We start from the raw sequence: 12529 nt of genomic DNA on the forward strand, positions 1-12529 counted from the left end.
AGAACGTAATCGTCTCCCGCAAATCTCGTGCACCGAAGATTGCGCCGCGAGCGGGGTCGCGTTGAGCCGAAAGCCGTCACTGATCGCCTGCCGTACAAGTGGCCATCATTCCCCACCATCGCCCACCAGCGCATCCCGCACGATCGCGTAGTAGGCGGCAAGCTCGGGGATATCAGCGGCCAGCCTGTCGAAGGCGGGGTCGGCTGGCGCAAGTGTGCCGGCATATTTCGTCTCGATGAAAGCCTGGTGGGCGGCAAGCGCTTCAGCATCGGCTTTGTGCACGACGGTATAGACCGGTGAGGGCACGGTGCGGCCCTTGACGATGATGCGGTCGAGTTCGACGACGGTGTAGGTATCGGCGACCAGCCTGGCGGTTTCCTCGCCGAGCAACAGGGCGACGCCATAATTCTTCGAGGCGCCTTCGAGGCGGGAGGCGAGGTTGACGCTGTCGCCGAGGCAGGAGTAGTCGAAGCGGCGGGTCGAGCCCATATTGCCGACGATGCATTCACCGGTGTTGATGCCGACGCCCATCTTCAGCACATGCGGCTTGTCGCCGCGTATCGCCGCCTCCCGCTCCAGCTGGCTGTTCAGCCTCGATATCGCCGCCTGCATGGCAAGCGAGGTGCGCACCGCATGGAGCGCGTGGTCGGGATCGTCGAGTGGCGCGTTCCAGAAGGCCATGATGCAATCGCCCATATATTTGTCGATCGTGCCGCCGTGATCCATCACCACGTCGGAGAGCGGCGTCAGCAGCCGGTTGATCAGGCCGGTCAGTTGCTCCGGATCGTCCTTCAGCGTCTCGGCGATGGTGGTGAACCCCCGCACATCGGAAAACAGCACCGAGAGCGTGCGCCGCTCGCCGCCGAGCTTCAGCTGCGAGGGATCGTTCGACAGGCGGCGGACCAGATCGGGCGAGATATATTGGGCGAAGGCGCGAATGATCTGCCGCTTGTTGCGGCGCTCCTCGGCATAATCGAAGGCCGCCTGGCCGAAGGCGACCGAGACATAGGCGACGACTGGGCCGAGCGGCGAGACGAAGACATGGGCAAAGCGCATGCCGGCAAAACTCGCTGCCGCGAAGGCGATGAGTGCGGCGGCGCTGGCGACGATCGTCAGCCATCCCGTCGAACGCCAGACGGTGGCGGCGGCCAGCAGCACCGAGATCAGAATGCAGGCGGCGACCAGCGGCAGACGAGCCTCCGTGATCGACAGGCCACGGCGGATATTGTCGTAGATCGTCGCCTGGATCTCGACGCCGGAGACGAGCTTGCCGGTATGCACGGTATAGGGCGAGGCAAAGGCATCGACGCCGCCCTTGTCGATCGCAGGTGCATTCTGCAGGCTGAGGCCGACGAGCACGACGCGGTCCTTGAAATAACCCGGCGGCAGCAGATTCTCGGGGTCGAGCGCCTGGTAGTAGGAGACCGTCGGATAGGAGCGGGCCGGGCCGAAGGACTGGATGAGCCGGCCGGAGGGCAAGGCTATGTTTGCTGCTCCCGACGCCGTCTTCATCAGCATGGCGGCAAAACCGTCCTCATAGCCTGGAATGCGCCGGAACGTGCCGTCGCCGCTGAGATCGATGGAGGCGATGCCGGTCACCGCACCCGCTTCGGTCAGCTGCGGCAGCGGCGTGGCGCGGATCAGCTGCGAGGCCTGCGGCGTTTCGATCAGCGTTTCATCGCCGGCGAGCACGACATCGGGGCCGACGGCCTCGGTGATTGCCGCATCATTGTCGGGGTTCGACGGTTCGGCCATGATGATGTCGAGGCCGATGACACGGGCGCCGGCCGCGCGCAGCTGCCTGACGAGTTCGGCATGCAGGCTGCGCGGCCAGGGCCATTGCGCATTGATATCGGCAAGCGATGGCTCGTCGATGGCGACGATCACGGGTCCGCCGGGTGGCGGGCGCGGATCGTCGACGGTCGAGAGATAGTCGAAGCTTCTGAGCTCGAGCAGCGACCAGGCGGGCAGGCGCGACAAGAGCGAGATGGCGACCAGCGTTGCAAGCGCCAGCACCAGCAGCCTGAGATGACGGCTTTCGGCTTGCCGGCTGGCGGGTCCGACCTGCCGAGGCTTGTCCTGCGCCTGCATCAGAAGCGGACTTTGAGCGTGCCCTTGAAGGCGCGGCCCCAGCCGGGTACGCCGGGCGTCAGCTCGAAATCCTCGTCGAGCAGGTTATAGGCGGCCGCCTCCAGCGCGATGCGCTTGTCCAGGGGTTCCCAGATCAGGTGGGCGTCGAGGCTCCAATAGTCGTCGAGCTTGGTGCCGAGATCGTCGCCGTCGCGTTCGCCGATATAGTTGGCCGCCACCGTCGCCTTGACCTTGGCCTCATTGACCCAGGTCAGGGCGATCTGGCCGGAATTTTTCGGAATGAATGGAAGCGAGCCGCCGTAGTTCGGCTCCAGCGGGTCCTTGTTCTCCGACTCCATGTAGGCATAGGTGGCGGACAGGCCGAAGCCATAGCCGAGGGCGACGTTGGCGGTGACGGCGGCGCGGTCGATGCTGCCGCGTGACAGCGGCAGGCTGTCGGCTGCCGGAAGCGAGATCAACGGAAAATCGATCGAGAAATCATGCAGTTCCTGGTGCTGGTATTCGACCGAGGTGAAGAAGCGGTCGGTCCACTCTGCATCCCATTGCAGCGCCACCGTATCGCTATAACCTTCGATGCCGACCGAAAACTGGTTCGGCTGCAGGCCGAGGATGCCGACCGGGGCAAGGGTCGGAACGCCGGTGTCGACGCTCTGGCGCATGAAGGCGGCGCGCAGCCAATGGTTCTGGACGGGCGCCCAGGCAAGGCCGAAGCGCGGCTCCAGCCGGCTGACATCGACGCCGTCGCCTGACATGCGGGTGCCGAACAGCGCATATTCGCCCTTCAGATCAGGCGTGATCTCGTGCAGCACGTCGAGATAGGCGCGGGCAATGTCGACGCGGTTGTCGGCCTCCGTGGGGCCGAGCGTCGTGCCGTCGAGGAAGCCCGGAACGATATCCTCGATGTGGAGGAAGCTGCTGTTGTGGGTATCGATCCAGCCGCCCTCGATGCCATAGCGGAAGGTCATGGGTCCCGCGCCGATATCGTGGTTGAGGGCGGCGACATAGGTCTTCGAGCTCTGGTCCTGGCTGATCTGTCCGAAAGGGCGGATATCGGTGCCGGGACCGCCAAGGAACGGCACCGTCTCCCAATCGAACGCTAGTTCGTCGGTGGTCTTCGTTCGCGTGCCGGAATAGAGCAGCGCTGCATTCAGCACGTTTTCATAGCCGAATGTGTGGCTCCAGCCGATGCCGGCATTGGTCGTCGTGATGATGTCGCGCCGGGTCTGATAAAGCGGCAATTCGTCGGGTGCCAGAGGGAAGCCGAGCAGGGGAATGAACAGGCCGTCGTTCAGAATGGTCGACAGCTGGGAATTGCTGCTCAATGTGTCGAGGTCGAAATCGCGTTTGGCGCCATTGAAGTAGGCGACGACGCGGTCATCCGGGGTAATCGTCGCTGTGAGATAACCGTTGCCGCTGAGGATCTTGTTGTCGGTGGAGAAGCCGCCGAAATCCGTATAGTCGCCGTCGCGGGCGATCTCCTCCCAGTTCAGGTTGCCGTAGAAGCTGAGCGGGATGGTTTCGTTGGAGAAGCCCTGGATTTCTGCCTCGCCGATGCGTCTGGTATGGCCGTCGACGCTGTTGATGCCGCCGCCGAGCGAACCTTCGATGAAAGGAGTGCGCAGAAGCGTGGCCGAGCGCGAACGGCCCGACAGCATATGCGGATCGAGCAGCAGGCCCTGGAAGAGCGAGGAGAAGCTCGACGTGTTGAGGCGGTACTGGCTGATATTGTCGTCGCCGAAATCAGTCGCATTGCTGAAGGGAAAGATGCTGCCCTTGATCGACTGGTCGGTATAGCCGCTGCCTTCGAAGGGACTGAAGACCGCATCGCCATAATAGCGGCCCCAAGCGTCCAGGCCCTGGAGGCGGAAGGCGTTGTTCAGGGTCGAGCCGGCGTCCTGGTTGGCGCCGAGCGCGCTGTAATCGCCGCCGCGCGCCCTTGAGCGGCGGAGAAACTCCTGGGCGTTGCGGATCGCGCCGTCGGCGTCGTAATCGTCGATATCGACGGCAGTGCGGAAGGAAGAGATGACGGGATCGTTCTTGTCGAGCCTGTCGGCATTGTCGACCGCTTGCTCGGAGGGGAGACGGTCGCCCTTTTCGTAGTGGGCGGCGGCAAGCATCAGCTGCGACTGCGAATGCGCCGGATTGGCGGTGCTGGCCGCCAGCAAGTCCGCCAGCGCCTTGTCGCGCTCGCCGGTCTGCAGGTAGTAGCGGCCGCGGGCGAGGAGAGCGATGTCGTAGGACGGATCGACGGCGAGCGCTGTGTCGATCTCGCGCTTGGCATCCTTCATCCTGGATTGGTCCAGGTACAGGATGGCAAGATTGCCGTGGGGAACCGGGTCCTGCGGATCGAGCGCGATCGCCTTCAGGAAGGCCGCCTCGGCCTCGCCATTGGCATCGCGGGCGCTCTGCAGCAGGCCCAGCGAGTTCAACGATCCCGATGCCCCGGGCGCAAGCTCGATGGCGCGGTTCAGATCGGCGAGGGCGCCGTCGATATCGCTTTCATAGCTCGCCTTGTAGGAGGCGCGCGCGGCAAGGGCGATCGGATGGTTGGGATCGAGCGAGAGGGCGCGGTTCACGGCCTCCTGCATCTGGGCGCGGTCATCGATCAGCTGCGCCAGTTGGGCGCGGATTGCGGGTAGGGTGGGATCGTCGGGAAAACGCTTCTCTGCTTGGCTGATCACATCGAGAGCGGCGCGCGGGTTTTCTAGGAAGCCGGCGGTGTAGGCCTTCATGATCGCGCCATAGGGACCGACGGCAGCCGACGGCGGTTTTTCGACATGGGCGGGATCGGCAAGCGAGCGGGCGAAGTAAGCGCCATACTGCGCCATGTTCCGGCGGTTGGCGTCGAGATGCGGCAGTGCCGTCGCAAACAGCCTTGCGGCTTCGTCGTAACGTTTTTCGGAGCCGGCGATCGTGGCATCGATCAGGTCGACGCGCGCCTTCTGGGCGGTCGTCAGCTTGCGGCTCCGAACCTGCTGAAGCGTCTCTGCGGCGACCTGCCGGCCGTCGAAGGCGCTCTGCACTTCGGCAAGCTCCAGCCAGTCCTCGGTTGTGCGACGCTCCGGCGGCAATGCCAGCAGCCGGCGGCGCTCGTCGGCCATGCGGCCTGCCGGCAGCGGCGAGGTCGGCATCAGGCCGAAGCCGTCTCGCAGGTTCAGGTAAAACAGCATCTGCTCGCGATCGTCGGGCGTGACGATAACGAGCTTGCGCGGCGCCTGACCGATGGTGGCGACGGCGCCTTCACCTTCGCTCACTTCGACGCTGCCCTGTGGGTTGCTGAGCGCGACGCGGCCCTCGAGCACGATCATCGAGGTCTTGTCGCCCTCGACCGTCATGGTCCAATCGGTGCCGCGGATGGCGGCTGCGGCCGCCGGCGTTTCCACCGTCAGGCCTTGGCCGCCGCGCTCGGCGCGCGCCCAGATCGTTCCTGATTGCAGCTCCAGCGTCGTGTCGCCGCTTGCGGCCATCTTCTTGACCTGTAGCGAGGAATTGCGGCCGAGGCGAACCTGGGTGTGATCGGAAAAGACGATGGCGAGCTGGCCGTTGGCATTGGTGCGCAGCACGTCGCCAGTCAGCAGATCCTGATGGATGTCGACGACGCGCCAGTTCGACACGTCGATGAAGCGGACCTCCTCGCCGGTCTTGCGGGCGATGACGGATCCGGCGACCGGTGTTGCACGTTGCACCGGGTCGGCCGCCGCCGGGGAAAAGCCCGGCACGACAAGCGTAAGCGCCACCCCGGCGCGACAGATGTTTTTCCAGCGACCCAGCATGACCCCAACCCCAAACCCCACTTCCCCTTTGTCCATGTAGAAAAGAAAAGTCAAGCGCGTTGCACACGTGTTCTTGAATTCGCTGTGAAGTGTAATATCAGGGAAACACTTTTGGGGTGGAGTATTCAGGTGAGTGAATTCGAGAGTGCAACTGAACTTATGCCAAGCGAACCGTCGACAGGTGACATTGGCGCCGGTTATTTCGACCACATCAAGAAAATCAATGATATATTCTATGATCAGATCAAGATCTCCGATCAGAAGGCTGCCTATATCTTTACTTTCATGCTGGCCTTCCTGGTGAGCTCTAGCGAGGTGAGGGCAGTCTTCAGCCCGGCTCGCTACGCGAATGGGGCGCCAGGGAGCATGTTGTTCTCGGGCCTGCTTGCTGCCGCTTCGGTCTTTTCCATCCTGTCGGCGATCCTCGTCGTGCTGCCTCGCCGTTTGGACAGCTCGACCTCGCTGTTCTGGGGCGCATGGCACAACCACCGCGATCTGTTCTTCGAGGCGGCGCTGCGGCGAGACGAACGCTATCTTTTCGACCAATATCTCGAAAACGCCAACATCCTCTCCGCCATCGCCCGCAGCAAATACCGCTGCGTTACCTTCGCGTTCCGCGGGCTGATGGTGAGTGTGATCGCCTATGTGCTGCTGTTGGTGGCGGTGTGAGCGCATCAAGTCTGATGCGGACGCTTTGGCCGGGCATGCCGCAACATGCCCGGCTGCTTTCAGCCATCAACTTCGAGGACGAGCTCCAGTTCGATCGGCAGGCCGAGGGGCAGGCTGGCGACACCGAGCACGACGCGGCCTGAGAGCTTTTCCTCGCCGAAGACAGCAAGCAGCATTTCGGATGCTCCGTCGGCCACCTTCGGATGGTCGCGGAAATCACCTTCGGTCGCGATGTAGACGCCGAGCTTGACGACTCTGGCGACCCTTTCCAGCGAGCCCAGATAGTCCCTGGCGGCCGCAAGCGCGCTCAGCGTTGCCGTTTCGGCCGCCTTCCTGCCGTCTTCGACCGTCAGGGCACCGCCGACGCGGCCGATATAGCGGGGCTCATGACCGACGACGGGCAGCATCCCGCTGAAGAAGACCAGATTGCCGGTCCTTGTCGCTTCGACATAGGCGCCGAAGGGCGTCGGCGGCGGGGGAAGGGTGATGCCGAGTTCCTGCAGCCGTCGTTCCGCGCCGGCTGCCTGCGCTTTTGCATGGTTTACCATTTGCCCAGATGTGCGCCGCCGTCGACGTGCAGCACCTCCCCGGTTACGCGCGGCGCTTCGGTCAGGAAGATGACAGCGTCGACGATCTCCTCGACGTTGGATATGCCTGTTATCGGCGACAACGTCTTCAGGAAATCCTTCGGATTGTCCTTGTGCAGCGGCGTGTCCACCACGCCGGGAGCCACAATGTTGAAGCGAATTTTCTCGTTTGCATATTCCATCGCCAGGTTCTTGGAGATGGCGTTGATGCCGCCCTTGGTCATCATCGACACCGAGGCGGAGAAGCCGGCGATCGGATGATCGGTCAATGGCGTGGTGATGCTGACGACGCTGCCGCCGGTTTTCTGCGCGAGCATCTGCCTGACGACCAGTTGGGTCAGGTGGATGAAGCCTTCGAGATTGGTCGAGGACAATTTATTGAAGTCGGCCATTGTGAAATCGACGAACGGCTTGGCTAGGAAAATGCCGGCATTGTTGACGAGGCCGTCGATCGAGCCGAACCGGTCGATTGCGGTTCTTGCTACCCGCGCTGCGGTTTCGGCATCGCCGATGTCGCCGTCAACGAGCGCCAGCTTGTCGGAGGCTTGGAACGCCTCTGAGGCGCTGACCTGGCGCGAGGTGGCAACGACATTGTAACCGCGCTCGATGAAGGCGTTGACGAGCCCGGCTCCGATACCCTGGGAGGCGCCCGTGACGATGACTGTTTTTCCCGTAGTCATGCTGATCTCCATAAACTGGTTCGGGCAACGCGGGCCTTGGCTTTGCGAAGGCGGGGTCGCTCGAGATGGGGCTGCTGCGAATGCGCCTCCATCGGGTTGTGATTGTTTTCGCAGGGTGAATATGGCGAAAACTCCATTACTCGATTAGATGGAAATATCTGGATTCTCTTTTGCACATATGCAAAAATCCCGGCATGGTCGATCTGAATGACATCGCCGTTTTCGTGAAGGTGGCGCAGTATGGCAGCTTCAGCCGTGCGGCCCATTCACTTGGCATGCCGGTGTCGACCGTCAGCAGGAAGGTGACGTCGCTGGAGGAGCAACTCGGCGTGACGCTGCTGCAGCGGACGACCCGCAAGCTGAGCCTCACGGCGCAGGGAAGGGCCTATTTCGATCAGTGCAGTGAACCGCTTGCCCATCTCCTCGACGCCGAGGAGGTGCTGACCGAGACCCAGAAAAAACCTGAAGGTCTGCTGAAGATCTCCGTGCCCGTCATTTTTGGACAGGAGGCCTTCTACGAATTCGTCTCGGCCTTCCTGAAGACATATCCGAAGATTCAGGTCGATCTCTTCGTCACCAACCTGTTCCTTGATCTGATCGCGGAGAACATTGATCTCGGCATCCGCTTCGGCGATCTCAAGGATTCGACCATCGTTGCGCAGCGGCTCGGGAAGAGCGTACGCTATCTGGTCGCCGCGCCGGACTACCTGAAGGGCAGGGTGCTTCCCTTAAAGCCCGAAGACCTGAAGGACCATCAGTGCGTTCTGCTGAACGGTCGCAACGGCGAAGCGGAATGGCATCTCGTCAGCGGGCGCAAATCGGTCGACGTGCATGTATCGGGGCCGGTATCGAGCCGGGATTTCGATGCGGTGAGCGCCTTCACCTATCGCGGACACGGGATCGGGTTGTTGCCTTCGACCTATTGCGACGAGCAGATCAAAAGCGGCGAGCTTATCCGCCTGCTGCCGGACTGGTCGTCCGAAGAAATTTTCGTGCATGCCGTCTATCCCACGCGCCGCTTCCTGCCCTCCCGGTTGCAGGTCTTTCTCGAGGCGCTGAAAACATGGAAGAGCCCCTTGTGGCTTCCCTTGCATTGACGGCTTTCGATTCCATCACCGAAAATTGAAGCTGGGCGCACGGCCGGGCATCCTGCGTCGGCCAAGCTGTGTTAGAGTTCGCTGGCCTGGATGGTGCGGGGATTGGATTGCCAATGCTGACGACACTTGCGGTGCTTATGGGTCTTTCCGGCCTCGTCCCGGCCGCGCAGGCGGGGGGAAGCGAGGTCGACGTGACGCTGGTGCTCGCCGTCGACACCTCGCGGTCGATGGATTTCGAGGAGATCGGCATCCAGCGCGAGGGTTATGTCGAAGCGCTCAAGCACAAGGAATTCATCGACGCGGTGAAGGGCGGGCTGACCGGCCGCATCGCCATCAGCTATTTCGAATGGGCCGGTTATGTCGTCCAGGATTCGGTGATCGACTGGCAGGTGATCGAGACGGAAGAGGATGCGATCGCTTTTGCCGACAAGCTCGAAGCCCGGCCGATTGCCACGCAGCGGCGCACATCGATCTCCACCGCGATCGCCCAGGGCGCCAGCATGATCGTTTCCAGTCCCTTTCAGTCCAGACGACAGGTGATCGATGTCTCCGGCGACGGGCCGAACAATTCGGGCAATCCCGTCAGCCCCGCCCGCGACAAGGCGGTGGAAGCAGGCATGATCATCAACGGCCTGGCCATCATGCTGCGACCTTCCGATGCGCCCAACGGGCTCGACAAATATTATGCGGACTGCGTGATCGGCGGGCCCGGCGCCTTCGTGCTGCCGGTCCGCAAGATCGAGGATTTTGCCGTTGCCGTGCGCCGCAAGTTGGTGCTGGAGATCAGCGGCCTTTCCCCGCCGGCGACGGTGCAGAAAACAGCCGGCGGCGAGACGGGTGCCGACTGCCTGATCGGTGAGAAGCAATGGCGGGACATGTTCGACCGCTGATGCCAGAACCGGATGTCGTCCGAAAACCGCGCACACTTTTCGGCATCATGCTCTACCGGGTCAGGGCGCCGAAATTATATCAGTCAGTATTCGGTAAGCGGCAGAGACGCGATCCTCGTTGGGATAGTTTTTGTTGGCCAGGATGACGATGCCAATCCGCTCTTTCGGGATGAAGGCTACATAGGCGCCGAAACCATTCGTCGAGCCGGTTTTGTTGATCCATTGATCGTCGCGCGGCTCCGCTGCAGGCGTCAGTTGCTTGACGGGAATGGTCTTCAGCATCGCGCTGGAATTGTTGTCCATCAACGTCGTCAGCGTGGTGGGATAGGAATACTGCTCCCAAATAAGGTCTTGGGTCATCGCGCCGACATCGAAGTATTCCCGATGCGTATTCGTGATCGCCCGCTGGAACGTCTCGTCCAGCTTGACCAGGCCCATGTTCGCGTCGACGAACCGGATCATGTCGCTCGCTGTCGATTTGACACCATAGGCTTCCGATGAAAGAGATGCCGACGTCATCCGGGCGGGATCGCCGCTCCGCTTGTAGCCTTGGGCATAGTCCGCCATTCGCGATTTCGGCACATCGATGAACGTGCTTTTCAATCCAAGGGAGGGAAACAATTTGCCTTCCATCAAAGCGACGAAACCCTCATCCATGCTTTTCGCCGTTATATATCCAAGCATTCCAATGCTTGGATTGGCGTAAGTTCGATGGGTCCCAGCCTCGTATGAGGGGCGCCAGGTTTTAAAATAGTCGATCAGTTGTTTTTCGGTTTTGATGTCATCGGGAACCTGCAGCGGAAACCCACCAGCCGTATGCGTGGCCAAATTCATCAGCGCGACTTCGCCGAAAGGCTTTCCCTTCATCGACGGAAGATATTTGCTGACCTGATCCGACAGTGAAAGTCGGCCGATCGCTTCCGCGTAGGATGTCAGGGTCACCGTAAATGTTTTGCTGATCGATCCCAGTTCGAACATGGTGGTCGCAGTGACCGGCCTGCCGGTGTCCTTCGAGACGACACCGTAATTGAAGATGTGGTTCTCGCCGTCGACGGTGATGGCAACGGCCATGCCGGGGATGCCGTATTTGTCCATGACCGGTTTGATCGCAGCGTCCGAGATGGCTTTGAGCTTCATCTCGTCGGCCGCAAAGCCACTTGTAGAAACGCATGTCGAGACCAATGCGGCCGATAGAATTCCTAGCCAGTCACACTTCATTTTTTCATCCTCTGGAAGCAGCTTTCTCAGCGCCAAAGGGCGCATGAGCATGGCATTTAGCGGCACTGTTTTGTGGCGGCAAACGATGATATCTCGGAGGAAACACAAGAAAATCTAGGGCTAAAATGGTTCGGCAATTCCTTCCTTTGAATGGCTTGAGGGCCTTTGAAGCTTCGGCGAGACATCTCAGCTTCACCCGCGCCGCGATCGAGCTTTGTGTTACCCAGGCCGCTGTCAGCCAGCAGGTCAAAAGCCTGGAGAAGCGATTGGGCGTTGCCCTTTTCCAGCGCCTTCCAAGGGGCCTGAAAATCACCGCAGAAGGTGAAGCTCTTTTGCCGACGTTGACCACTTCCTTCGATCAAATGGCAATCACGCTGGACAGGATTGAAGCCGGTCAGGTTCGGGAATTGCTGTTTTTGGGCGTCGTCGGAACCTTTGCTGTCGGCTGGTTATTGCCAAGGCTTCCGGATTTTCAACAGCGTCATCCCTTCATCGACGTGCGCATTTCGACAAACAATAATCGCGTCGACATGGCCGCTGAAGGACTGGATCTCGCCATTCGCTTTGGCAGCGGCTCCTGGCACGGCACGGAAGCCTCGCGTCTGTTCGACGCTCCGCTCTCTCCACTCTGCACCCCCAAATTGGCGGAGCGTTTAAGGTCGCCCGCAGACCTGCTCGAGGCGACGCTTTTGCGCAGTTACAGGGCCGACGAGTGGAGCACCTGGTTCGCGGCAGCGGATGTTCCTCCTGCGGCGCAGGTCAACGCAGGCATCGTTTTCGACTCTTCCGTCGCCATGACGGAGGCGGCGCTGCAAGGATTGGGAATCGCTCTGGCGCCGCCGTCGATGTTTTCCAGGCACCTGTCGTCAGGGGCTCTAAACCAACCCTTTCCCACGACGATATCATTGGGGAGCTATTGGCTGACCCGACTTCAATCAAGGCCGCCAACGGCAGCCATGCTCGCATTTTCCGATTGGATAATGTCGCAGATGTCTTCCACATCTCAATGAGACCTTCTGGCGCGGAGTCGAGGGACCGGACCGCGAAGATCCATGTGCCCGCTCTCAGGGAACGGGCTTCCTAGGCGACGCAGATGCCCGGCACGGCGACCTTCTGGAAGAGGTGCGGGGAGGCAACGGCCGAGGACGGGTAGGAGGAGAGCTTTGCCCTGAACTCTGGATGCGAGAATGCCGCCCTGAAGTCGGCGGTCGATTCCCAGACGGCATAGTTGAGATAGGCAGGACTTTCGCCGATAGCCCGGTGAAGCTGGGTCGAGATGAAGCCCGGCTGGCGTTTCATGAAGGCCGCATCGGCCTGCCAGGCTTCAAGGAAGGCCTGCTCGTCGGCCTTGTCGAGCGTGAAGAGATTGATGAGGACGATCGCGGAAGCATCGAGCGCGATTTGACGATCGATCGGGAAGGCGGGGTCCATCGGACGCATGAGTGACATGGTCGGCTCCATCTGAATTGGTTACATGATGTCAATCTGGTGATAAGGATACATATTTCCTTTGACACCATAATG

At 61.2% G+C, this 12529-nt stretch carries 10 protein-coding genes; 4 read left to right on the top strand and 6 right to left on the bottom strand.

Annotated elements, in window-relative coordinates; all coding sequences use genetic code 11:
• Positions 1-105 precede the first annotated feature (105 nt).
• Positions 106-2091: an adenylate/guanylate cyclase domain-containing protein gene (locus FHX10_RS03430; protein ID WP_063474671.1), complete on the bottom strand. Its 1986-nt coding sequence runs from the start codon at positions 2089-2091 to the stop codon at positions 106-108.
• Positions 2091-5864, bottom strand: a complete 3774-nt coding sequence (locus FHX10_RS03435) for a FecR domain-containing protein (protein WP_063474672.1) — start codon at positions 5862-5864, stop codon at positions 2091-2093. The genes FHX10_RS03430 and FHX10_RS03435 overlap by 1 nt, the downstream gene beginning before the upstream one ends.
• A 129-nt stretch (positions 5865-5993) precedes the next feature.
• Between FHX10_RS03435 and FHX10_RS03440 the strand changes: the two genes are divergently transcribed.
• Complete coding sequence (locus tag FHX10_RS03440; RefSeq protein ID WP_047610710.1) at positions 5994-6533, top strand: Pycsar system effector family protein; 540 nt, start codon at positions 5994-5996, stop codon at positions 6531-6533.
• A gap of 59 nt (positions 6534-6592) precedes the next feature.
• Here FHX10_RS03440 and FHX10_RS03445 read toward each other — a convergent pair whose 3' ends face one another.
• Both FHX10_RS03445 and FHX10_RS03450 read right to left on the bottom strand, forming a co-directional pair.
• On the bottom strand, positions 6593-7081 hold the full coding sequence (locus FHX10_RS03445; RefSeq protein ID WP_063474673.1) for a RidA family protein: 489 nt from the start codon (positions 7079-7081) through the stop codon (positions 6593-6595).
• Positions 7075-7800, bottom strand: a complete 726-nt coding sequence (locus FHX10_RS03450) for an SDR family NAD(P)-dependent oxidoreductase (RefSeq protein WP_047611738.1) — start codon at positions 7798-7800, stop codon at positions 7075-7077. The genes FHX10_RS03445 and FHX10_RS03450 overlap by 7 nt, the downstream gene beginning before the upstream one ends.
• Positions 7801-7994: 194 nt before the next feature.
• On the opposite strand from FHX10_RS03450, the gene FHX10_RS03455 reads away from it, so the two are divergent.
• Positions 7995-8897 (top strand): LysR family transcriptional regulator, encoded by a 903-nt coding sequence (locus FHX10_RS03455; protein ID WP_063474674.1) that lies wholly within the window; start codon positions 7995-7997, stop codon positions 8895-8897.
• 113 nt (positions 8898-9010) lie between these two features.
• Positions 9011-9787, top strand: a complete 777-nt coding sequence (locus tag FHX10_RS03460) for a DUF1194 domain-containing protein (protein WP_063474675.1) — start codon at positions 9011-9013, stop codon at positions 9785-9787.
• A gap of 60 nt (positions 9788-9847) precedes the next feature.
• On the opposite strand, the gene ampC is transcribed toward FHX10_RS03460, so the two are convergent.
• Positions 9848-11005, bottom strand: coding sequence for a class C beta-lactamase (gene ampC / locus FHX10_RS03465; protein ID WP_063474676.1), 1158 nt, complete (start codon positions 11003-11005; stop codon positions 9848-9850).
• Between the two features lie 125 nt (positions 11006-11130).
• Here ampC and FHX10_RS03470 point away from each other — a divergent pair, with 125 nt between their 5' ends.
• Positions 11131-12015 carry a LysR family transcriptional regulator gene (locus tag FHX10_RS03470; RefSeq protein WP_063474677.1) on the top strand — a complete coding sequence of 295 codons (885 nt, stop codon included), beginning with the start codon at positions 11131-11133 and terminating at the stop codon, positions 12013-12015.
• A 70-nt stretch (positions 12016-12085) separates the two neighbouring features.
• Here FHX10_RS03470 and FHX10_RS03475 read toward each other — a convergent pair whose 3' ends face one another.
• Positions 12086-12454, bottom strand: coding sequence for an antibiotic biosynthesis monooxygenase family protein (locus FHX10_RS03475; RefSeq protein ID WP_174824441.1), 369 nt, complete (start codon positions 12452-12454; stop codon positions 12086-12088).
• Between the last annotated feature and the right edge of the window lie 75 nt (positions 12455-12529).

Source organism: Rhizobium sp. BK591 (genome assembly GCF_014195045.1).
GTDB lineage: Bacteria > Pseudomonadota > Alphaproteobacteria > Rhizobiales > Rhizobiaceae > Rhizobium > Rhizobium anhuiense.

Excerpts from the sequence above, each read along its gene's own strand:
- FHX10_RS03430 (WP_063474671.1), bottom strand. The coding sequence starts at position 2,091 with ATGCAGGCGCAGGACAAGCCTCGGCAGGTCGGACCCGCCAGCCGGCAA.
- FHX10_RS03435 (WP_063474672.1), bottom strand. The coding sequence starts at position 5,864 with ATGCTGGGTCGCTGGAAAAACATCTGTCGCGCCGGGGTGGCGCTTACG.
- FHX10_RS03445 (WP_063474673.1), bottom strand. The coding sequence starts at position 7,081 with ATGGTAAACCATGCAAAAGCGCAGGCAGCCGGCGCGGAACGACGGCTG.
- FHX10_RS03450 (WP_047611738.1), bottom strand. The coding sequence starts at position 7,800 with ATGACTACGGGAAAAACAGTCATCGTCACGGGCGCCTCCCAGGGTATC.
- FHX10_RS03455 (WP_063474674.1), top strand. The coding sequence starts at position 7,995 with ATGGTCGATCTGAATGACATCGCCGTTTTCGTGAAGGTGGCGCAGTAT.
- FHX10_RS03460 (WP_063474675.1), top strand. The coding sequence starts at position 9,011 with ATGCTGACGACACTTGCGGTGCTTATGGGTCTTTCCGGCCTCGTCCCG.
- ampC (WP_063474676.1), bottom strand. The coding sequence starts at position 11,005 with ATGAAGTGTGACTGGCTAGGAATTCTATCGGCCGCATTGGTCTCGACA.
- FHX10_RS03470 (WP_063474677.1), top strand. The coding sequence starts at position 11,131 with ATGGTTCGGCAATTCCTTCCTTTGAATGGCTTGAGGGCCTTTGAAGCT.
- FHX10_RS03475 (WP_174824441.1), bottom strand. The coding sequence starts at position 12,454 with ATGTCACTCATGCGTCCGATGGACCCCGCCTTCCCGATCGATCGTCAA.